The 21538-nt window shown below is 55.1% G+C and carries 17 protein-coding genes, 1 pseudogene and 1 riboswitch; of the genes and pseudogenes, 15 read left to right on the top strand and 3 right to left on the bottom strand.

Annotated elements, in window-relative coordinates; all coding sequences use genetic code 11:
- The first annotated feature begins 11 nt into the window (after nt 1-11).
- The 4 genes from AK2_RS10145 (at nt 12) to AK2_RS10130 (ending at nt 5480) form a co-directional block, all read left to right on the top strand.
- A complete protein-coding gene (locus AK2_RS10145) occupies nt 12-896 on the top strand; it encodes a carbohydrate ABC transporter permease (RefSeq protein ID WP_067933937.1) in 885 nt (294 codons plus the stop codon).
- Nucleotides 897-901: 5 nt separating this feature from the next.
- The gene (locus tag AK2_RS10140; protein WP_067933935.1) at nt 902-1744 is read left to right on the top strand and encodes a carbohydrate ABC transporter permease; all 843 of its coding nucleotides are present in this window, start codon (nt 902-904) and stop codon (nt 1742-1744) included.
- 93 nt (nt 1745-1837) lie between these two features.
- Nucleotides 1838-2866, top strand: coding sequence for a BtaManbiosPhlase (locus AK2_RS10135; protein WP_067933932.1), 1029 nt, complete (start codon nt 1838-1840; stop codon nt 2864-2866).
- 46 nt (nt 2867-2912) lie between these two features.
- Nucleotides 2913-5480: a beta-mannosidase gene (locus AK2_RS10130; protein WP_067933930.1), complete on the top strand. Its 2568-nt coding sequence runs from the start codon at nt 2913-2915 to the stop codon at nt 5478-5480.
- Between the two features lie 677 nt (nt 5481-6157).
- On the opposite strand, the gene AK2_RS10125 is transcribed toward AK2_RS10130, so the two are convergent.
- The 3 genes and pseudogenes from AK2_RS10125 to AK2_RS16895 form a co-directional block, all read right to left on the bottom strand.
- Entirely contained in the window at nt 6158-6973 is an 816-nt protein-coding gene (locus AK2_RS10125; protein ID WP_067933928.1) for an ABC transporter permease, read from the bottom strand.
- Nucleotides 6974-6975: 2 nt separating this feature from the next.
- Nucleotides 6976-7992, bottom strand: coding sequence for an ATP-binding cassette domain-containing protein (locus tag AK2_RS10120; RefSeq protein ID WP_067933926.1), 1017 nt, complete (start codon nt 7990-7992; stop codon nt 6976-6978).
- Between the two features lie 122 nt (nt 7993-8114).
- Nucleotides 8115-8317, bottom strand: a pseudogene (locus AK2_RS16895) (DUF4004 family protein); the annotation flags it as partial.
- 191 nt (nt 8318-8508) lie between these two features.
- On the opposite strand from AK2_RS16895, the gene AK2_RS10115 reads away from it, so the two are divergent.
- The 11 genes from AK2_RS10115 (at nt 8509) to AK2_RS10070 (ending at nt 21525) form a co-directional block, all read left to right on the top strand.
- Nucleotides 8509-9150, top strand: coding sequence for an SCO family protein (locus AK2_RS10115; RefSeq protein WP_067933923.1), 642 nt, complete (start codon nt 8509-8511; stop codon nt 9148-9150).
- A gap of 59 nt (nt 9151-9209) precedes the next feature.
- The gene (gene nagB / locus AK2_RS10110) at nt 9210-9944 is read left to right on the top strand and encodes a glucosamine-6-phosphate deaminase (protein ID WP_067933921.1); all 735 of its coding nucleotides are present in this window, start codon (nt 9210-9212) and stop codon (nt 9942-9944) included.
- 130 nt (nt 9945-10074) lie between these two features.
- A riboswitch (cobalamin riboswitch) is annotated at nt 10075-10273 on the top strand.
- Nucleotides 10274-10500: 227 nt separating this feature from the next.
- Nucleotides 10501-12852 carry a ribonucleoside-diphosphate reductase subunit alpha gene (locus tag AK2_RS10105; RefSeq protein WP_245632857.1) on the top strand — a complete coding sequence of 784 codons (2352 nt, stop codon included), beginning with the start codon at nt 10501-10503 and terminating at the stop codon, nt 12850-12852.
- 36 nt (nt 12853-12888) lie between these two features.
- The gene (locus AK2_RS10100) at nt 12889-13926 is read left to right on the top strand and encodes a ribonucleotide-diphosphate reductase subunit beta (protein WP_067933919.1); all 1038 of its coding nucleotides are present in this window, start codon (nt 12889-12891) and stop codon (nt 13924-13926) included.
- Nucleotides 13927-13968: 42 nt separating this feature from the next.
- Nucleotides 13969-14220: an amino acid permease gene (locus AK2_RS16500; protein WP_083521070.1), complete on the top strand. Its 252-nt coding sequence runs from the start codon at nt 13969-13971 to the stop codon at nt 14218-14220.
- A gap of 135 nt (nt 14221-14355) precedes the next feature.
- Nucleotides 14356-15195 carry a 3-hydroxyacyl-CoA dehydrogenase family protein gene (locus AK2_RS10095; protein WP_281180644.1) on the top strand — a complete coding sequence of 280 codons (840 nt, stop codon included), beginning with the start codon at nt 14356-14358 and terminating at the stop codon, nt 15193-15195.
- Nucleotides 15196-15236: 41 nt separating this feature from the next.
- On the top strand, nt 15237-16022 hold the full coding sequence (locus AK2_RS10090; RefSeq protein ID WP_169794770.1) for an enoyl-CoA hydratase/isomerase family protein: 786 nt from the start codon (nt 15237-15239) through the stop codon (nt 16020-16022).
- A gap of 7 nt (nt 16023-16029) precedes the next feature.
- On the top strand, nt 16030-17214 hold the full coding sequence (locus tag AK2_RS10085) for an acetyl-CoA C-acetyltransferase (protein ID WP_067933916.1): 1185 nt from the start codon (nt 16030-16032) through the stop codon (nt 17212-17214).
- 19 nt (nt 17215-17233) lie between these two features.
- The gene (locus tag AK2_RS10080) at nt 17234-18796 is read left to right on the top strand and encodes a class I adenylate-forming enzyme family protein (RefSeq protein ID WP_067933914.1); all 1563 of its coding nucleotides are present in this window, start codon (nt 17234-17236) and stop codon (nt 18794-18796) included.
- A 124-nt stretch (nt 18797-18920) separates the two neighbouring features.
- The gene (locus AK2_RS10075; RefSeq protein ID WP_067933912.1) at nt 18921-20390 is read left to right on the top strand and encodes an aldehyde dehydrogenase family protein; all 1470 of its coding nucleotides are present in this window, start codon (nt 18921-18923) and stop codon (nt 20388-20390) included.
- Between the two features lie 43 nt (nt 20391-20433).
- A complete protein-coding gene (locus AK2_RS10070) occupies nt 20434-21525 on the top strand; it encodes an NAD(P)-dependent alcohol dehydrogenase (protein WP_067934038.1) in 1092 nt (363 codons plus the stop codon).
- The last annotated feature ends 13 nt before the right edge of the window (nt 21526-21538 follow it).

Here is a 21538-nt window from a genome sequence, read left to right as displayed (position 1 = left end):
GGGGCGCAGTAATGAATTCTGTACGCGGCAAACTAAAAACCACCTTGGTGGGCTATGGATTTGTGCTGCCCGCTCTGGTCATTCTGGCGCTCTTTACAATCTATCCAATGTTGCGGGTCATCCAGTACAGCTTTTTGCAATGGGACATCATGGGAAGCAAACATTGGATTGGCTTAGGGAACTACTTGGCCCTACTCCATGATTCGACATTCCTTAGGGCTATCGCTAACACCATCGTTTATGCGGCCCTCAGTTTGATCTTCATTTACACTGCCTCCTTATTGGGGGCAGTGTTGATGAATCAGTCTCTGAGAGGACAATCCATTTTTCGTACCAGTTATTTTCTTCCTAGTTTAATCCCAACGGTGGCCATCGGACTTGCTTGGCAGGGCATTTTTGATCCCAGCAACGGATTGCTCAACACGTTGCTTCGTTTCTTGGGTCTGAATTCCCTAGCGTTGCAGTGGTTAGCAAATCCCAAAACAGCCCTGTACTGCGTGATATTCGTAAACATTTGGCAATGGTGGGGCTACAACATGATGCTGTTTCTTGCCGGGCTTCAAACCATTTCTAACGATATCATTGAGGCGGCGCGGGTGGATGGAGCATCAGCGTTCACGACATTTTTTCGCATCACTTGGCCGTTGTTGAGACCCGTCAGCATCGTGGTCATCGTTACAACCATCATTGGTTCGTTCAAGGCTTTCGATTTGGTGTACGTGATGACAGGGGGAGGTCCGTTTGAGAAGTCGACGGTGATAGTCTTGGATCTATTTCAACAGGGATTCCAGTTCATGAAATTTGGGTATGCCAGCGCTATGTCTGTGGTTCTTTTGATCATTGTTCTGATTTGGTCGGGACTTCAAATGTGGTTTAGTCGAACGGATGCGGAGTGAGGTAAATGGTGCAAGGGGGAGTAAGCCTCCGCGCAAAACGTCGCGGTGTTCTGTACTTGATTGCGGTTGTATTGTTTGTGGTTCAGGTTTTTCCATTTCTATATGTATTCAGTAACTCTCTGCGAACACCAGCAACCGCAATGCGAGGGTTCGCGCTTATTCCCAATCAGTTTCACTTTGCCAACTATGAGCGCGCCTGGTCAATGGCGGGAATGGGTCACTACTTCATCAACAGCGTAGTTATCACGGCAATTTCTACATTCCTTACGGTTGTTGTAACAGCTTTGGCTGGATACGCATTTGGGAGGATTCGATTTTGGGGGAGAGGCATCTTGTTTGGGATTGTGCTCAGTGGGATGATCATTCCTTCCCAAGTCACTGTTATCCCCCTGTACATTTTCTTACAACACCTGAATCTGCTAAATAACTATCTGGCTTTGGTGTTTCCATATATCGCGATGCAAACGCCTTTTAGCATATTTGTGTTTCGAAACTATTTTATGACAATCCCTAATGAGTTGGAAGATTCAGCCAAGATGGACGGGTGCGGTATGATGCGTACCTTCTGGAACGTAATGATGCCACTGGCGTTGCCAGCGATAGCAACAGTGACGATATTCAGCTTTATGTCCGACTGGTCAGAGTTTCTGTATGCAACAGTATTCATGACGGATCCAAACATGATGACATTGCCGACTGGCCTGGTGCATTTCCAGGGACAGTACACCTACGACTGGCCTTTGTTGTTTGCTGCGATTGTCATGATCATTATTCCGGTCCTGGTGGTGTTCATGTTCTTGCAAAAATTTTTCGTGAAAGGGTTGACGGCAGGAGCTGTTAAGGGCTAAAGCAACTGTCATCAACAATCTACGTACCGCAGGCAACTTTTTGGAGGGATAGAGTTGACATCTAGCGTTTTTAAACGTTGTAGTGGCAATCCCATGCTGACGCCAGCCCAAGTACAGCCACATCGACCGGATTTTGAGGTCATTGGAGTGTTTAATGCAGGCACTGCTTGGTACCAAGGGGAAATTATTCTATTGCTTCGCGTGGCGGAGCGCCCTGTGGGATGGGAAGGCGGTGATACGCGGATTCCGATTTTCGATACTGAAACCAATAAACTGCAAATCAAAGTTATCGATCGAACCGATGGTACGTATGAGTTCTCGGATACACGCGCGATCCGGTTGAAGTCGGATTCTCCTGGCACGTTTCGCTATTTAACTTCCTTTTCCTATTTGCGTATTGCTAGAAGCAGAGATGGTCGGCATTTTACTGTGGATCCCAATCCCTTCTTGTTTCCAAATACACCGTTCGAGACATTTGGCATTGAGGATCCCCGTGTCACACAAATTGGCGATACTTACTACATCACGTATAGTGCGGTTTCGCCTGCTGGTGTTGGGGTTGGTCTGGCAATAACAAAGGACTTTGTGAATGTGCAACGCCAGGGGTTGATTCTGCCTCCAGAAAACAAGGATGTGGTGATTTTACCGGAGAAAATACAGGGAAAATATTACATACTGCATCGACCTATAGGCAAGAGCATTGGCCTTCCGGAGGTTTGGATCGCCGAATCCGACAATCTCTTTAGTTGGGGAAATCATCGACTCCTGTTTGGTTTACGGGAAGGGAAATGGGATGACGGAAGAATCGGGGCTGGGGCGGTACCAATTAAGACAAAAGAGGGGTGGTTGGAGCTGTACCACGGAGCGTCCAAACGCAATCGATACTGCATGGGTGCAATCTTGCTTGACCTGGAGGAGCCTTGGAAAGTGCTTGCCAGATCCGAGCATCCTATTCTTGAACCGGAAGCGCCTTACGAGGTGGACGGATTCTTTGGCAATGTTGTGTTCTCGTGTGGTGTGATTGTGCAGGATGATGAGGTAACCATGTATTACGGGGTCGCTGATACGTCGATGGCGTGTGCCACGGCCAGTCTTAAAGACATTCTATCGTGTTTATCGTGATTCTAATTGATAGTGACAATGCTCATTTGGAGTGAAAAAACGGCGAATGAAGATCAACGAGAATTGGAAGATGAACTGGTTCGACCCGGGGGCCAGCAATGATGTGAAGGTGGCAAATCCGGATTACGACGACCGTGGCTGGCTGAATGTCGACGTTCCGGGAGACGTTCACTCCACGCTGATTCGTCATCAGGTAATTGAGCACCCATTCTTTGGTTACAATGACCAACGGTGTCGATGGGTCGAGGAAAAAGTTTGGTGGTATCGCACAGAATTCTATTGGGAAGAGAGCCTTGGCACGGACGAACGAGTAGAGTTGATTTTCGAGGGTCTCGACACGTTCGCGACCGTATATCTGAACGGGTTGGAACTTGCTTCCTCTGACAACATGTTTGTCGGTCTCACACTTGATGTGACACACGAGCTAGTTATGGGCCGCAATGTGATAGCCATAAAATTCGACCCAATTGCGGAGCGATTACGTGATAAGAATCTTGGCTATTGGTCTGCTTTCAGTGGCGAGCGAATTTGGACCCGAAAGGCGCAGATGAACTTCGGATGGGATTGGGGACCGAGGCTCGTCACTACCGGCATATGGAAGGACGTGCATATTGAGAAAAGACGTCTGGCGAAAATCCAATCGGTTGCTGTTCGGACGTTGTCGGCCACGGAGACACGTGCGACACTGTTGATCACCGTGGATGTGGATGTATTAGGAAGGTATGGGGGTTCAGACGACTTGACTGCGCTCTCGCCAAGACTGAGAGCCTCCATCAAATTAGAACAGGCAGGGACCTGTGTAATGGCTCAAGAGCAAGTAGTCTGTTCCCAGCAGGTTGAATTCACCGTCCATGTGGAGAATCCAAAGCTATGGTGGACCCACGATATGGGCACGCCCAACCTGTATAAGCTTGTAACAGAATTGTTGGTGGAGGGAGAAGCTGTTGATCACTCCGAGTGCGAGGTAGGGATCCGGCTCTTGGAGGTTCGCCAGAAGAACGAGCAAGGTCAACCTGTATTCACTTTCATCCTGAACGGGGTACCCGTATTTGCGAAAGGTGCTAACTGGATCCCTGTCGACAGCTTCTTTGCATCATCGCCGGATACGCGCTATCAACACCTGGTGCGGCTGGCCAGAGAGGCTGGCATGAATATGCTGCGCGTGTGGGGTGGAGGAATCTACGAGAAAGACGTGTTCTACCAAGAGTGCAACCGCCAGGGTATCCTTGTTTGGCAGGACTTTATGTTTGCCTGCGCTTTGTATCCGGATTTTAACCGTGAGTTCATGGAGAGCGTGGCAGCTGAAATCCGCCACACGGTGCTCCGTCTACGCAATCATCCCTGCTTGGCGCTGTGGTGCGGCAACAATGAGAACGACTGGATTTACGAACGTGGTCGATCCAGCGGCGAGATTACGACGCCATTCTACGGGGAACGGATCTATCATCAACTGATTCCGGACATCCTGGCGGAGCTGGATCCAGACCACTTTTACTGGCCCAGTTCTCCGTATGGAGGGAATGATCACAATTCCGCGGAGGAAGGAGACCGGCACAACTGGCAGGTGTGGCACGGCCAGACGTATCCGCGCCGTTTCGGGGAGCCGGACCGGGTTGACTACAGTGTGGAAGGAGTGTCCTTTAGGCATTATGGTCACGATGAAGCGCGTTTCGTGAGTGAATTCGGCATCCACGCGGTGGCCAACCGGTACACCCTGGAACGGTGGATTCCCAAAGGGCAGCTGTACTGGGAAAGTCCGGAGTTGGCTTATCGAAACAAGGACAGTCACCCGGAGAAAGGCCTTCGTATGATGGAAGGATATACGGGTCTTCCGTTCACCTTGGATGAATATATGGATTTTTCCATGTTGACCCAGGCCGAAGGGTTGAAATTCGGTGTGGAACATTACCGGCGTCGCAAGTTCCAGACCAGCGGGGCTCTCATTTGGCAGTTGAACGACTGCTGGCCGGGAACCAGCTGGTCTATCATAGACTATCATCTCCTACCCAAGGCAGCTTACTATTACGCGAAGCGCTTCTATCATCCTGTCTTATTGATGGCAAGATTTGAACCCTACGGCGAGGTGTCTTTCTGGGTGGTCCACGACGGACGTGACCCGTACACAGATGAAATCCAAGTGGACGTCGTCGATTTCCATGGAACCGTCCGTTGGTCGCGCCGCATTCCAGTCCGTGACGTCTGCAATGAATCGGTCTGCGTGGGGCATTTCAATCGAGAAGAACTGCTCCAAGGGGGACCTGAGGATTTTGTTGCATTGAGAATCGGATCGGCGACAGGGCAAGCCTATGAGAATTTCTATTATTTCCGGGCTCACAAGGAACTCAGGTTGCCGGAAACGCACATAACTTGGCGAGTGGATCCGGAGAAAGGAATCGTAACCATCACCACGACGAATCACGCTCGCATGGTTAAGCTGGAGTTTAGCCAACCGATGGTGTTGTGCAGTGACAATTACTTCGATCTCATAGCTGGTGAGACCAGAATCATTCATATCGAGCACCTGGAAGAAGAGCCCGTCCGCTTTGACGGCTTGCGCGTCAGCGCCATGAATTCTAAAAAAGAGCAAGGGCGACAAGAGAAGCTTAGGGAATAAGCTGTCTAGGGGGCGTCATCGGTCCGAGGGTCACCGGTTTGCAGCGGGGAGATAGAGTGGCTAGGAACCTAAACATCTATTGCAACATATGCCGGTATTCCCGCGGACTCGGGAGATTCGGTGTTCGGGACGTTAGGCACCAGTGCAGACGTCCTGGCGGAATGCGTCGAACGTCTGGCGAACATGCAAGCAGCGCTCCGCTGTGCAATAAAGTGGGTAAGCCCTATTGTGTGGCGTGACCGATCCGGCGATACTGTGCACTTCTCTCCTTATGAGGTGTTCTCCCGCGAACTGACCGTCCGGGGTTCGGTCGCTTGAAATGGGTAAGCCTTCCACGGGCGAGGATTTTGACGGATGTTGCGCCAAACTTGGGTGTAAGAATTCGCGTTGAGAGGCCAAAGCTCTCACTTACTCCATGTTCACCTTCTCCTCCGGTCACGGGCACGCGTTGATTGTCACCGTGCCGTTGGTCGCGTACGGGGTGTTTTACTACATGCAGTTGACTCTGGCCGGAGACCAGGGGGGAAAGCCCGAGAGGGTTTTACTGCAGGATCAGCAGCTTCAGGTGTCGGGCTGTTGGCCGCGGTCATCGTTCTTCTGTGCATCTATGCTTGACTTGCTGCCGTGCATCCCGAGTTCCTCTAGGCCCTCCTATCCCCGTCCTGAGCTGTTCAAGGTTAGGTCCGGCGCATGTACGCGCGGACGGTGAGCGGCGCGAAGATGGCCACGATGATGGCGGCGCCGATGAGAGAAATGCCGAAATCGCCGCCAATCGTTCCGTCGTTTGTCAGGTTTCGGACAGCCGAGATCAGGTGCGAGATGGGATTGACTTTGGCAACCCACTGAAGCCAGTTTGGCATGGTTTTGACCGGCACATACGCATTGGAAACAAAGGTGAGCGGGAATAAGATCAGCATTGCGATGCCCTGTACGCTGGAAGCCGTACGGGCAATCACGCCGAAGAAGGCGAATATCCAGCTCACCGCCCAGGAACACGCAATCACCAGCACCCCGGCGATGACGACATCGCCGAATCCTCCGTGGGGTCGATAGCCCATGATGTAGCCCATCACGAAGGTGAGCACAGTCGCGACGGTGTACCGAACGGTGTCGGCCAATAGGGCACCCGCCAATGGGGCAATCCGCGCGATGGGCAACGACTTGAATCGGTCAAATACTCCCTTGTCCATATCCTCCCGCAACTGGACGCCGGTCACGATGGAGGTCGTGATCACAGTCTGCACCAGGATGCCGGGGATGATGAGAGGCAGATAGCTGTGCACGTTCCCGGAGATGGCGCCGCCGAAGATGTAAGTAAACATCAGGGTGAAGATGATGGGCTGGAACGTGACGTCGAACAATTGTTCCGGTGTGCGCCGGATTTTCAGCAGACCTCGATACGCCATCGTGAACGAGTTGCGCACCGATTGGCGCAGGCTCGCGTGGTTTTTCAGTTGCAGCTCGGATACGGGCGTGATTGGCAGACTGCTCATGTTCACATCGCCTCCTCTTGCTTGGCCTCGTCGGACGCGTCTTCTTCCACCCCGTGTCCGGTGATGGTCAGAAAGACTTCGTCAAGGGTCGGTTTTTGCACGCTCATCTCGGTCAGGCGGATTCCCGCTTCGCGCAGCGTGATGAGCAGGTCGGCAACGAGATCGGCGTTGGTCATCGGCGCCGTGATTTTCCCGGCCTCCGGCGAGACGATGGACTGCACCTTGAGCACCCGTTCCACGGCTTGCCGAGCCACTTCGATGTCCCCTGGATTCTGAATCCGCAGTTGCAGGGAGGAGCTTCCGACCGAAGCCTTCAACTCATCCACGGTGCCTTCGGCGATGACCCGGCCATGGTCGATGACCGCGATGCGGTCAGCCAGTTGATCGGCCTCATCCAGATACTGTGTCGTCAACAGCACGGTCGATCCCGTCTGGACCAAGCGACGGATGGTATCCCACATCTGCGCTCGCGTGCGCGGGTCCAATCCGGTCGTCGGCTCGTCCAAAAAGATGAGCGGTGGCTGCGCGATGAGGCTGGCCGCCAGGTCCAGCCGTCGCCGCATGCCGCCGGAAAAATTCTTCAACGGGCGTTTGGCGGCCTCCGCCAATCCGAATTCCTCCAATAACTCGGACGCCTTGCGCCGCGCCTCTTGGCGCCCCAGCCCGAGCAAGCGGGAGAAGATGATGAGGTTCTCCCAGGCGCTCAGCGTCTCGTCGACCGACGCGTACTGACCTGTCACGCCTATCAATTGGCGGACAATATGCGACTCCTTCACCACGTCGTGCCCGAAGATGCGCGCCGAACCTGCATCTGGCCGCAGCAAGGTCGCCAGCATGCGGATGGTGGTGGTCTTGCCTGCCCCGTTCGGGCCCAGCACACCATAGATGGTACCGGCCCGCACGTTCAGGTCAACGCCGTCAACCGCCCGGTTGTCGCCAAAGGTCTTCACGAGCCCACGCGCTTCAACGGCCCAATCCCGGCTGTGCGTCGCCGGTTCTCTTGTGTGTACGCTGTTCATTGCAACTCCTCCTGTAGGCTGAACATATGGGAACAATAACCCATATTTATGAACTGAATATGAACAGGGCTTTCAAGCAGTCGAGGCTTCTTTCGTAACAATGTTTCGTTTCAGCAACTCACGCGAAGGCGGCCCCATCGCGCCAGAATTTCCCGAAGAGTGGAGAACATTTCCTGTGCTGTGAAGGTGGAGCGGCGAATGAACCACGCCTCCGGGGTCAGGTTTTTCGCTTCCGGCGGTACAGCTGCCCGTACGAGACGCCGGTCTCCAGTTCTTTCTTTGAAATCAGGGCTTCGTCCGCATAGCCATGCTGACCGGCTTTCATAATCACCCCTCTCCGCGTGGAGTGTAACATAACATTGTTACACAAAGCAAGCCAAAGCGGGATCTGTGAACAGGCATGGCTTAATTTTCGCACATCCCTATAGTATAGTGACGGTGAGATCAACCATTGGGGACTATCGCAAGCACGCACAAGGCACCGTCGGAGAACCTGGTCCCTGGGAGGTGTCGGGTGTGGTCAGTCGGTATGGACGACAGCCGTGGCGCCGCCGCATTTGGGCGTGGGCGGCCGTCCTGTTGTGTTCTGGCTTGGCGGCGGGGTGCGGGTCTGCCCAAGGCGCCACCTCCATGCAGGCGGGTAAATCGGACTCCAGCCAGGTGAATCTGAATTGGCCGGTGCCCCATTTCCGCGATACGGATGAACAGGGCAAGCCCTTCAGCCTGTCCGACCTGCGCGGGAAGGTGTGGATGGCCGATTTCATGTTTACGAATTGCACGAGCGTCTGTCCTTTGACCACCGCCCACATGGCGAAGCTGCAGCGGCGTCTCAGGCAGGCGGGTGTGGACGCGCAGCTTGTGTCCTTCACGGTCGATCCGTCCCATGACACGCCCCAGCGCCTGCGCGCCTATGCGGAGGAATATCACGCGAATTTGACGAATTGGCACTTTCTGACCGGTTATTCAAGCCGGAGCATCACCCGTTTCGCCCGCGACGGATTCAAGGCGGTGGTTGAGAGCATCCCCAAGAGCAACCAGTACACTCACTCCACCGAGTTTTACCTGGTGGGCCCTGACGGCAAGGTCGTCCACGTGTACGACGGGCTGCACCCGAATTACGCGGAGATCGTCGCGGCCGTGCGGTCCCTGGAAACGTAAGAGGGGCATCCAAAGGCAAGAGACGTATGGAGAGACAGATGGACGGAGGAGTGGGAGAGATGAAAATCCGCGTCTTTGACACACCGGACCAGGCCGGCTTGTACGCGGCTTCGTTGATTGAGCGGGTGGTTCTGGACACGGCCAGGCCGGTGCTCGGCCTGGCCACCGGCAGCACCGTCATTCCTTTGTACCGGGAACTCATTCGCCTGCATCGTTGCGGGCTGGATTTGCAGAATGTGGTCACCATCAACCTGGACGAATACATAGGGCTGCCTGCGGACCATCCGCAGAGCTACCACGATTTCATGCGCAGGCACCTGTTTGCCCACATCCGGGTGCCGGAGAGCCAGATTCACATCCCCAACGGCAACGCCGACAACCTGGATGCCGAGTGCGAGGCGTACGACGCCTTGCTCCGCCAGTACCCCATTGATCTGCAGATCCTCGGTATCGGCGTCAACGGTCACATCGGCTTCAATGAACCGGACGACCTGTTGGTCTCGCGCACGCACGTTGTCCAACTCAGCGAACAGACCATCCGCAGCAACGCCCGCTTCTTCAAGGACGAATCCGAAGTGCCGCGACAGGCCATCACCATGGGCGTGCAGGCCATCCTGCAGGCACGCCAAATCGTCTTGCTCGCGTTTGGCCCCGAGAAGGCGCACATCGTGGCCCGCGCCATCCATGGCGAGGTGCGCACCGACGTTCCGGCGAGCATCCTGCAGCTGCACCGGGACGTGACCTTCGTGTTGGACAGGGAGAGTGCGCGCGAAGTCCGATTGACGCCTGCCTAAGACCCGCCATCGAACTCGGGGACGGACGGTCGCGGCGATGAAGCCAGCCGTCCCTTTGTCTGGATGTAGTGTTTCCACGCCTGAATTATTCCTTGATCGGCACTATATATAGTGATATACTCACACCACAAACGAATATCGAGCCTCTGGTGCCCAGTTGGGCTGAAAAGGGAATCCGGTGCAAATCCGGAACGGTCCCGCCGCGGTGAGGTGGAGGCCAAGACCCATGCGGAGCAGACAGACGCTTCAGCCACTCGGCGCTAGCCGGGGAAGGCGGGTCTTGGCGCATGAAGCCCAAGTCCGAAGACCTGCCAGAGCTCGTGCCCAGCGGATCTCTCACGAGGATGGGAGAGGGCGAACACCATATCTGACCTGTGCACCTTGCTGGCATCCGGTCGTATCCTGCGGGTCGTCCGGCCTGCGGCCGTTGGTCGCAGCCGGTGGGCTTAGGGTGGCTTGGGGACGGCTGGTGATTCCTGAATAGACCATATCCGGCAGAACCAGGTCGCGTGTCGCCGACTCAACCCCATTCTCCACCCGGAGATGGGGTTTTTACATGGCTGGGCGAGGGATTGGCGCCGGGGCGCCGTCTGCGGGCGGGATCGGAAAAATCCATCACTATACCGAGGGAGAGAGGATTCAGATGCTGCAAGATACGACACTGCCGCATCTTGCCACCATCGACGCAGGGACGGAAGGGATTCCGGACGAGGTGACCACCCTGGTTGAAGCGGCCTGTGACGCGTTTCCCGCCTGCCAGCCGGAGACCTTGTGGCCGCTCATCCGGGCCCAGGCGCCCGCGCAGGCTTCCGTCGACGCCTGGATGGATCTCGTCATCCAGACTGCGGTTGAACAGACGTCGGTCGATGCCCCGGATTGGCAGTATGTGGCTGCCCGCCTGCTCCTCTATAGGAGCCAGCGGCAGGTGCGCGAGAATCGGGAGCGTGCCGGCATCGCCGGTGAAGCATACGAAAACTTCACCGGTTTGATAGGCTACCTGGAGGAAATCGGCCGTTACGGAGAATACATCCGGCAGGGATACACAAGGGCGCAGCTTGCGGAATTGGAGGCGTACCTAAAGCCCGAGCAGGATCTCCTGTTCACCTACGTCGGGCTCAAGCAGCTCTTGGACCGGTATGTGATTCGCGGCCTGGACGGGGAACTGCTGGAGATGCCCCAGGAGATGTTCATGGGCGTCGCCATGCACCTGGCCTTGGGAGAGGTGGACAAGGTCCAGCGCGCCAAGGAGTTCTACGACGTTCTGTCGAGCCTGAAGATGACGGTCGCCACCCCGACGCTCAGCAACGCTCGCAAGCGGCACCACCAGCTCAGCTCATGTTTTATCGACATGCCGCAGGACGACTTGGTCAGCATCTACGAGACCGACAAAGCGTTCGCCCGTGTATCCAAACACGGCGGCGGCATGGGCATCTACGTCGGCAAGATCCGCTCCCGCGGCGCGGCCATTCGCGGCCACAAAGGGGCCAGCGGAGGCGTCATCCCGTGGATCAAGAACTACAACAACACCGCGGTCAGCTGCAACCAGCTGGGCATGCGCCAGGGTGCCGCCGCCGTCTACTTGGATGTGTGGCACAAGGACATCCTCGACTTTCTGCAGCTGCGCACCAACAACGGCGATGAACGGATGAAGGCACACGACATCTTCCCTGCCGTCTGCGTGCCGGACGAGTTCATGCGCCGGGTGGAGCGGCGCGACGCTTGGTACATGTTCTGTCCGTACGAGGTGGAGCAGGTGCTGGGCTTTCGGCTGGAAGACAGCTGGGGCGAGGAGTTTGAGCGCCGCTACCAGGCATGCATCGACCACCCGCAGCTCGACCGGGTGGAGGTGCCGGCGATTGACGTCATGCGCCGCATTCTCCAGTCCGCCTTTGAAACCGGCACACCGTTTGTGTTCTTCCGCGACACCGCCAACCGCATGAATCCGAACAAGCACGCCGGCATGGTCTACTGCAGCAACCTGTGCACCGAGATCGTGCAGAACATGAGCCCCATGCAGGTGGTGGAGGAGACGACCGACGAGGGCGACATCGTCATCCGCTATCAAGCCGGGGACTTCGTGGTTTGCAACCTGTCCTCGCTCAATCTCGGGCGTTGCGGCGACTTGGCGGACATCGAGCGCGTTGTCGAACGGCAGGTGCGGATGCTCGACAACGTGATAGACCAAAACGAGTACCCGGTGCCGCAGGCCAAGATCACCAACCACCGTTACCGCGCCGTCGGGCTTGGCATCAGCGGCTACCATCAGTACCTGGCCGAGCGGGGCATCCGTTGGGAGTCGGAGGAGCACCTGCAGGCCGCGGATGAGCTGTTCGAGTGGATAAATTTCTTTGCGATCCGCACGTCGATGCGGCTCGCCCAGGAAAAGGGGGCGTACCCGTTGTTTGACGGATCGGACTGGCAAACGGGCGCCTACTTTGACCTGCGCGGGTACCGTACGCGCCCTGGCGGCCCCGATTGGGATGGCCTGCGCCAGGATGTGGCCCGCTTCGGCCTGCGCAACGGCTACCTGTTTGCCGTCGCGCCGACCAGCAGCACCAGCCTGATTGCCGGCAGCACCGCCGGGATTGATCCTGTATTCGCCCGTTTCTTCCTCGAGGAGAAGAAGAACGGCGTCGTCCCCCAGACCGCGCCCAACCTGAACGAGCGCACCTTCTGGTATTACAAGGAGGCGCACACCATCGACCAAACGTGGAGCATCCGGGCGGCCGCGGTGCGCCAGCGCCACATTGATCAATCCCAGTCGTTCAACCTGTACATCACGCCGGACATCCATGTCCGCGACTTTCTCGATTTGTACCTGCAGGCCTGGCGGTTGGGCCTGAAGACCATCTACTACGTGCGCAACAAGTCGCTCGAAGTGGAGGATTGCGCCGCCTGCTCGGCGTGAGCGACGACGTACAACAAGCGGAAGGAGCATGCAGCCATGCAATTGGAGCGAACCAAGCTGTTCAACGAAGCCGGAGAGCGTGACTGGGGCAAACGACGCATCATCGGCGGCAACACCACCAACCTGATTGAGCTGAACAACATCAAGTACGAGTGGGCGTACCGGATGTACCGGGCGATGATGAGCAACTTCTGGATTCCCGAGGAGATTGCCCTGGCGGACGATGCCCGCCAGTACCCACAGTTGACGCCAGGAGAGCAGCGGGCGTTCAACAAAATCCTGTCCTTTCTCATCTTCCTGGACAGCATCCAGACGCACAACCTGCCCAACATCAATGAGTACATCACCGCCCCCGAGGTCAACCTGTGCCTGACCGTGCACGCCTTCCAGGAGGCGGTGCACTCCCAGTCGTACGGGTACATCCTCGACTCGGTCGTCTCCGCCCAGGTGCGGGACCAAATCTACAACGAGTGGCGAAATGACGAACACCTGCTCCGCCGCAACCAGTTCATCACCGACCGCTACGAGGAATTTATCGCCGATCCCAGTGACAGGAACCTGGTTAAGACGGTGATGGCCAACTTCATCCTCGAGGGCGTCTACTTCTATTCCGGATTCAGCTTTTTCTTCGCCCTCGGCCGCCAGGGGAAGATGCTCGGCACCGTGTCCGAGATCAAGTACATTCAGCGCGACGAACTGACACACCTGGCCCTGTTCCGCCATATCTTCCAGGAGATTCGGCAGGAAAACCCGCAGCTGGTGACGGACGACCTGGTTGAGGAACTGCGCGCGATGATGGCCCAGGCGGTCGAGCACGAAATCGCCTGGGGTCAATACGTGACCGCGGGCGAGATCGCCGGCCTCAGTGACGATCTGATTGACCGCTACATCAAATATTTGGCCAACCAGCGTCTCAAGTCCCTCGATCTTCACCCGCTCTATCCCGCGGTCACGGATCACCCCATGCGCTGGGTTGACCAATACGCGGCCATCAACTCGACCAAGACCGACTTTTTTGAGCAGAAGGTGACCAGCTACACCAAGTCGGCCAACCTGAACTGGGACGAGCTGTGAGCCTGAGTGCCGCGGTCCTCGCGGAGCCTATGTCACTATGGAATGTGGAGTCGGTTTGGCGGCGCATGCCGCCGTCCGGCCAGGCGGTGGATGATTGGGGGATGGTTCGGATTTTTGAGAGGCTTGCTGCCCGCCCAGTACACCTTCACCGGATATGACGCATCCGCACACGTGTTCGAAGAAACCGTTCCTGCCGACCGCCGTGTACCACGCGGGATCATCCTGTCTGTGGCGATTTCTGCCATCGCCGGTGGCGTCTCGTCACCAGGTGAACTACGGAATCTCATGATTTGATTGACTAAAAGCAAGGCTGGATGTACAATCAAATTGTTAACAATAAAGAATTCAATTATGGTGTCAACATTTGTGAAACAGAGTCATAAACCGTTCGATCGCGAAGTTCAATCCACTAGAAGGGGGCCGTCGTGAGTGTTAGGAGTCGTTGGCGGAGGCACAATGGGCAGTGGAATTGCGCAATTGGCAGCATCCAAGGGCCTGGACGTGGTGCTGTGGGACATCACAGAAGAATTGGCGACCAACGCTCTTCAGCGCATTCGGGCCTCGGTTAACCGCAGCGTTGAGAAAGGCAGACTGACAGTCGAAGAAGGCAAAGAAACTTTAGACCGTATCCATGTCACATCCACGTTGGAGAGTATATCTGGGGCTGATATGGTGATCGAGGCTATCATCGAAGACCCGTCGGCGAAACAGGATATGTTCAGCAAGCTAGATCAGGTGCTGCATCCAAACGCTATTATCGCGTCGAACACGTCCGGGATCTCTATCACCTTGCTTGGGCGTGCGACGTCAAGGCCCGACAAGGTGGTAGGCATACACTTCTTTAACCCGGCTCCAGTGATGAGGCTGGTGGAGGTTGTTCGAGGGTACCATTCCAGCGATGAAAGCGTTTGCAGAGCGGTCGATTTGGCTGAACAACTGGGAAAAACCCCGGTTGTGGTGAAAAAAGATACCCCGGGTTTCATTGTAAACCGAATTATGACCGTTCAATTTATAGAGGCTATACGGCTGGTGGAAGAAGGAGTAGCCTCCATTGAGGACATCGATAAGGCCGTGACGCTGGGTTTGAATTATCCGATGGGGCCTTTTGCGTTACAGGACATGGGCGGACTGGATGTCGGGCTGAGTGTCATGGATTACTTTTACGAGGAATTCAAAGATGATCGATATGCTGCCCCTCAGTCGCTGCGGAGGTTAGTGAGGGCAGGAAGGTTGGGGAGAAAGACGGGTGCGGGTTGGTATGAATATTGAACAGAGTTGTCATCCCTTTTGCCTTAGGAGGTTTTCCTACATTGAGTAGTGGAATTGATGAGGTTCGTTGTGAAGTGTACGACAGGGTCGCCCTGATTACGTTGAACAGACCTCCCTACAATCCTATCAACAGCACGATACTTCGAGAATTGCAGCAAATGATGATTCGGATGGAGTCCGACGACACGATACGTACCGTGGTATTGACGGGTGAAGGTGAAAAAGCTTTCTCAGCCGGGGCCGATATCAAGGAAATGGGCGGTCTGGATTACAGTGGGTTGGAGCGATTTTCAGAGCTAGCACGAACGGCGTTCGGTAGCATTGAACATTCATCCAAGCCCGTCATCGCTGCGGTGAATGGGGTGGCCTTTGGAGGCGGGTGTGAGCTGGCGCTCGCTTGTGACTTACGGATTTGTTCGGACACTGCACAGTTCGCCTTTCCGGAGGTCGGGTTGGGAATCATACCTGGGGCAGGCGGAACCCAGCGGTTGCCTCGTTTGATAGGCTATCCGCGCGCGAAAGAGATGATGCTTCTGGGCGATAGGGTCGACGCCAGTCGGGCGATGGAATTTGGCTTGGTGAACCGTGTTGTGGAAGCGCACGCGTTGCGAGAGTCCGCGCTGGAATGGGGGAATCGGTTGGCGCAAAAGTCGCCAATGGCCATTCGCATGCTGAAGCGCTCCTTGAATGTTGGCATGAACATGCGCCTGCAGGACGCGCTCTATATTGAAGACGCATGCTCGTTGCTTGCCTTTTTGAGTGAGGATCGGAAAGAAGGACTCGCGGCCTTCCGCGAAAAGAGGGAGCCACAGTTCTCTGGGAGGTAGTTACACCATGGCCTCAAACGGTGTTGTTTTGCTTGAAGGCGCCCGTACGCCGTTCGGGAAGTTTTGTGGTGCTCTGCGTGAAGTATCGGCCACGGATTTATGCGTAATTTCAGCTAAGGAGGCTCTGGCCCGGTCGGGAGTCAGTGCACAGGAAGTCGACCAGGTGGTCATTGGCAACTCTTATCAATCAAGTAAGGACGCGCACCTGTTGGCTCGGCACGTTGCGCTCAAATCGGGTGCGCGCATTGAGACGCCAGCCTTGACCATCAATCGACTCTGCGGGTCCGGCCTGGAGGCCATGATTCAGGGTGGACGGCTGATTCAAACCGGCGAATCGACCGTAGTTCTGGCAGGGGGCACAGAGAACATGAGTCAGGTTCCCTTTGTCCTGCGCAGGGCTCGGTGGGGAATCCCATACGGTGGCAGTGGCGTCTTCGAGGATGTATTGTGGGAGGGCCTTACCGACACGTACGCTGGTTGCACTATGGCCATGACGGCTGAGAACCTGGCAGTGCAATATGAATTGACTCGCGAGGAGATTGACCGGCACGCCTTGTCCAGTCACCAAAGAGCTTTGCAAGCCAAGGAGAAAGGCTATCTTCGTCAAGAAATCGTCCCTGTCACTGTGTCAGACAAATACGGAGAGACTATCGTGGACGAGGATGAACAACCCAGAAACACGTCATTGGAAAAGCTCAGCAGGTTGCGTCCGCGCTTCAAGGAAGGGGGGGTTGTCACCGCGGGCAATGCTAGTCCCGTGAATGACGGGGCCTCCACTGTGGTTCTGGTGTCGGAGCGATTTGCCGAGGAGAGAGGATTGCGTCCAATAGCGCGACTGGTCAGCTGGGGAGTGGTAGGCGTTGAACCCACTGTGATGGGCATTGGGCCTGTTCCTGCAATCCGAGCGGCCCTGTCCAAAGCGAATCTAAGCCTGGCTGACGTGGATTTGTTGGAGATCAACGAGGCATTTTCGGCTCAATATTTGGCCTGTTTGAAAGAACTCGACTTTGATCCCGATCTGTCCAACGTCAATGGAGGAGCCGTTGCCTTGGGCCACCCGATGGCCGCGACGGGAGGCAGGATCGTCTTGGCGCTGCTCTATGAACTGGCCAGGAGGAAGAAGAAGATCGGCGTCACCGCCATTTGTATCGGAGGCGGCCAAGGGATAGCGGTTGTTTGGGAGAGACTCTAGATTTGAGGAGGTGAACAGGATGAAACAGGCGGATGCGGCACCGAGTTTCGTGGAACTGTTAAAGCGCGCGGTGGCATCACGGCCGACTCGCGAAGCCTTGTACGACGGAAACAGGCGATTGACGTACGAACAATTGGATGCAGAAAGTGATCAACTTGCCTCCGCATTGATAGCTCAAGGGGTCCATCGCGGAGATCGAGTGGCGGTCGTGTTGCCTAACTGGATCGAGACTCTGACCATTTATTTTGCCGTCTGCAAGATGGGCGCAATCCTTGTTCCCTTAAATCCGCGATATCGCTTGCATGAGATTGAACACATTCTGAAGGATTGCCGACCGAAGCTCATATTCACGAATAAGGAATTTGAACAAAGCGTGGGGATGGACCTCATCCAGAGGATAGTACCGAATGTGGTAGCTGTTCGATCCGAATGGAACGGCGCTCTCTCCTATGACGTCCTGATGAGCATGCAAGCCGGCCGGGACTTTACAGCCGTCACGATAGATCCATTGGAAGATACATTTTGCATCTTGTACACGTCTGGGACTACGGGGCTCCCCAAGGGTGTCATTCTCACTCATTGCAACTTAACCATGGGAGCTGTCGGTGTTGCGACGGCCATGAGGTGCACAGCCGATGACGTTTTCTTAATCAACCTCCCGTTGTTTCACGTTTTTGGTATGGGATCGTGCCTGATGGCTGCATTATACGCTCAGTCAAGAATTATTCTACAGGAGCGATACAGCGCCAAGGGCACGTTGGAGCTGATTGAGAAGGAAAGGGTTACTGTCTGGAATGCTGTCCCATCCATGTTTATCATGGAATTGAATCACCCAGAACGTGAATCATTTGATCTATCATCTTTGCGGTGTGGGTTAACTGGTGGCGCTCCCGTTCCTCCTGGACTGGTGGAGAGGGTTCAGGAAGTGTTGAACATGAAGATTATGGTGGGTTACGGGCTTACGGAAGTCGGAACGGTTACACAGACCTTGTATGATGATGACGTGGAGACCATTATGACAACGGTGGGCAAAGTAATGGACCGCACTAAGGTAAAAATTGTCGATGAGGCGGGACATGTGCTTCCTGCCGGGAGCGTTGGCGAAATTGTGTGTAAGGGATATGGCATCCTAAAAGGATATTACAACTCCCCGGAAGAGACTAAGAAGAACTTCGACAGGGAGGGGTGGTTCCATACCGGTGATCTTGGGGTATTGGATGATAGCGGTTACATTAAGTTTTTGGGACGAAAGAAAGAGATGATCATTCGCGGTGGGTATAACATCTACCCGCAAGAAGTGGAAGGTATGATATCGCAAGATGATCGCGTGGAAGCGTGTGCTGTCGTTGGTGTGCCAGACGATGTGATGGGCGAGCTGGTGTGCGCTGTTGTCAAGCTGCGGCCGGGAATATCTTGTACGGAGCAAGACATATTGGAATCTCTGAAAACCAAGCTTGCGGACTACAAGATTCCCAGTCGGGTGTACTTTGTGGAGGATCTCCCGATGACCCCCAGTGGGAAAGTAGTTAAGCCGGAGCTAGTGAGCAAATTGAAGCTGGGGTATCGAGGGGTGAGAACATAGAAGAATTCGTGCTTCATCTATCCGTGTTTGATTGATGTGGATGAATGCAACTTGTTTCTGTGCGCAAGTCAAACTTCGCAATTAGAATTCAGTATTTTCGCCAATCAAGAAGGGTGATGAAAGCATGAACGGAGCAACACAGTATTCCAAGCAGTTCATAGCTGGTAAGTGGCAGGAAGGGTCGAGCCAACAAACCATTGTCAATCGCAATCCGTTCACGGGAGACATTATTCAAACGATCGTCTGTGCCAGTGTGGACGATGTGAATCAGGCCTATGAGGCGGCCAAGAGCGTCCAGAAGGACTGGGAAGCTACTACTCCCGCGCATAAACAGGATATCTTGAACCGCGTGATTGACGGCATGATTCGACGTAGGGACGAGATTGTGAAATGGCTTGTGGAAGAAGGAGGAAGCACACTGGCCAAAGCCAACATTGAATGGCAAGCCACCATTTACACACTGCGGGAAGCCGCCACGTTTCCGTACCGGGTCTCGGGAAAAATACTTCCCTCCAATGTGCCGGGGCGCGAGAACAGAGTGTACCGGTCCGCCAAAGGGGTGGTCGCCGTCATTGGTCCTTGGAATTTCCCGTTGGTTCTTGCGATGAGATCTATCGCTCCCGCCATAGCGACAGGGAACACCGTCGTGGTGAAACCCGCGTCGGAGACACCGGTGACTGCAGGATTGCTTATCGCCAGTCTCTTTGAAGAAGCGGGATTACCAGCTGGTGTCCTGAACGTAGTAGTAGGAAAAGGTTCCGAGATTGGCGATCCGTTTGTCAGTCACCCGATTCCAAGTCTCATTTCGTTTACCGGATCCACGGAGGTGGGGCGTCACGTAGCTGAGATCGCGGGTAGATACTTAAAAGATGTTGCCCTTGAATTGGGAGGAAACAACGTGCTGATTGTCCTTGACGATGCACACATTGAACGGGCAGCCGAAGCGGCCGCAGTGGGCAAATTCTTGCATCAGGGACAAATCTGCATGGCGTTAAATCGCATCATTGTCGACGACAGTATTTATGATGACTTTTTGGACTTATTTCTGCACAAAGTAGGCCAATTAGGGGTGGGAGACCCATGGAGTGAGAGCACCATGATTGGGCCGCTCATCAACCACGAGCAGGTGACAAGAATTGAGCGGGATGTGGAGCAAAGCGTCCGGATGGGAGCCCACTGTGTATTGAAGGGTTCGGTGGAGGGGAATGTCATGCATCCCACTGTCCTGACCGAGGTGACGAATGACATGCCAGTGGCCCAGAATGAGATCTTCGGGCCGGTCGCCCCCATTTTGCGGGCGAAAGATGAGTCTGAGGCCATCACGATTGCGAACGACAGCATGTACGGCTTGAGTGGGTCTGTCTTTTCCTCTTCCTTGGAGCGCGCGGTACATGTCGCGAAGCAGATTCAGACGGGTATGATTCACGTGAATGATCAATCGGTGAACGAAGAGGCACATGTTGCCTTTGGTGGTGAAAAGTCTTCCGGTGTCGGGCGGTTTGGCGGAGAGTGGGCATTGGACAAATTCACGACGGTAAAGTGGGTCAGTGTTCTGCAGAACTACGCCGAGTATCCGTTTTTCGCAAAAGGATGACCCTTCGATGAAGGTCCCAGCCGGCGATTATGGGGGGATGGCGATGAAGGCGCGGGCGGCAGTGATATATGAGAAAGATGCTCCATTTCAGATCGAGGAAGTTGAACTCGACGGGCCGCGAGCGCACGAGGTGCTCGTGAAGATGGTGTCTTCTGGCATCTGCCACACTGATGCGATTGCCAAGGCGGGGGAAATGCCCGTCTCCTTTCCGGCAGTCTTGGGCCACGAGGGGGCCGGGATCGTAAAAGAAGTGGGCTCTCGTGTCTTAACGGTCAGGCCGGGAGACCACGTCGTACTCACCTATTCGTCATGCGGGGATTGCGAGAATTGCTTGGCTGGCCGTCCAGCCTATTGCACCAAATTTGTGTCTCTGAACTTCATAGGGGAGGTGTCCGAAGAGCGATCCGGGATTATGAAGGGCAGCCAACGCGTATCGAAATTCTTCGGTCAATCGTCATTTGCGACTTATGCTGTGGTACACGAGCGCAATGTCGTAAAAGTAGCCGAGGACGTTGAACTGACCCTGCTGGCTCCGCTGGGGTGTGGAATTCTCACCGGAGCGGGAACAGTGTTGAGCAAGCTGCGCCCAGTGGCCGGGGATTCGATAGCGGTGTACGGATGCGGCGCCGTCGGACTGAGCGCTGTCATGGCCGCGAAACTAGCTGGTTGTTTTCCCATCGTTGCAGTCGACGTCATAGAGAGTCGGTTGGCGGCGGCAAAGCAACTGGGAGCTACCCATGTGGTGAATGGTCGCGACAATCCAGTGTCCTCAGTTGTGAAGGAGATAACTAACGGAGGGAGTAACTTTGCTGTCGAGACGACCGGTAATTCTCAGGTTGTGCTGGAAGCGGTCAGGGGACTGAGAACTCTGGGCGTGGCAGCCATCGTGGGGGTGTCGGGAGACGTTACGTTCAACATGACGGCAGATATCATGACCGAGGGCAAGTCTGTCATTGGAGTAGTGGAAGGGGACGCTCCGCCTCAATTGCTGATCCCGCGACTTGTAGAGTTTTTCAGAAGTGGACGTTTCCCCTTTGACAAGCTGTGCCAAGTATATACCCTCGACAGGATCGACGAGGCATTCAATGACGCTCAAACAGGTTCCGTGATAAAACCTGTCATTCAGATACAGTAAATTAAGGCTTTCA

The sequence above is a fragment of the Alicyclobacillus kakegawensis NBRC 103104 genome (genome assembly GCF_001552655.1).
GTDB classification, from domain to species: Bacteria; Bacillota; Bacilli; order Alicyclobacillales; family Alicyclobacillaceae; genus Alicyclobacillus_G; species Alicyclobacillus_G kakegawensis.
Note: the sequence above shows the minus strand (reverse complement) of the source record. Positions and strands in the feature narration are given on the sequence as shown.

What these genes read in the sequence shown, in the direction of transcription:
- AK2_RS10145 (WP_067933937.1), top strand. Translation starts at nt 12, where the DNA reads ATGAATTCTGTACGCGGCAAACTAAAAACCACCTTGGTGGGCTATGGA.
- AK2_RS10140 (WP_067933935.1), top strand. Translation starts at nt 902, where the DNA reads ATGGTGCAAGGGGGAGTAAGCCTCCGCGCAAAACGTCGCGGTGTTCTG.
- AK2_RS10135 (WP_067933932.1), top strand. Translation starts at nt 1,838, where the DNA reads ATGCTGACGCCAGCCCAAGTACAGCCACATCGACCGGATTTTGAGGTC.
- AK2_RS10130 (WP_067933930.1), top strand. Translation starts at nt 2,913, where the DNA reads ATGAAGATCAACGAGAATTGGAAGATGAACTGGTTCGACCCGGGGGCC.
- AK2_RS10125 (WP_067933928.1), bottom strand. Translation starts at nt 6,973, where the DNA reads ATGAGCAGTCTGCCAATCACGCCCGTATCCGAGCTGCAACTGAAAAAC.
- AK2_RS10120 (WP_067933926.1), bottom strand. Translation starts at nt 7,992, where the DNA reads ATGAACAGCGTACACACAAGAGAACCGGCGACGCACAGCCGGGATTGG.
- nagB (WP_067933921.1), top strand. Translation starts at nt 9,210, where the DNA reads ATGAAAATCCGCGTCTTTGACACACCGGACCAGGCCGGCTTGTACGCG.
- AK2_RS10105 (WP_245632857.1), top strand. Translation starts at nt 10,501, where the DNA reads ATGGCTGGGCGAGGGATTGGCGCCGGGGCGCCGTCTGCGGGCGGGATC.
- AK2_RS10100 (WP_067933919.1), top strand. Translation starts at nt 12,889, where the DNA reads ATGCAATTGGAGCGAACCAAGCTGTTCAACGAAGCCGGAGAGCGTGAC.
- AK2_RS16500 (WP_083521070.1), top strand. Translation starts at nt 13,969, where the DNA reads ATGTGGAGTCGGTTTGGCGGCGCATGCCGCCGTCCGGCCAGGCGGTGG.
- AK2_RS10085 (WP_067933916.1), top strand. Translation starts at nt 16,030, where the DNA reads ATGGCCTCAAACGGTGTTGTTTTGCTTGAAGGCGCCCGTACGCCGTTC.
- AK2_RS10080 (WP_067933914.1), top strand. Translation starts at nt 17,234, where the DNA reads ATGAAACAGGCGGATGCGGCACCGAGTTTCGTGGAACTGTTAAAGCGC.
- AK2_RS10075 (WP_067933912.1), top strand. Translation starts at nt 18,921, where the DNA reads ATGAACGGAGCAACACAGTATTCCAAGCAGTTCATAGCTGGTAAGTGG.
- AK2_RS10070 (WP_067934038.1), top strand. Translation starts at nt 20,434, where the DNA reads ATGAAGGCGCGGGCGGCAGTGATATATGAGAAAGATGCTCCATTTCAG.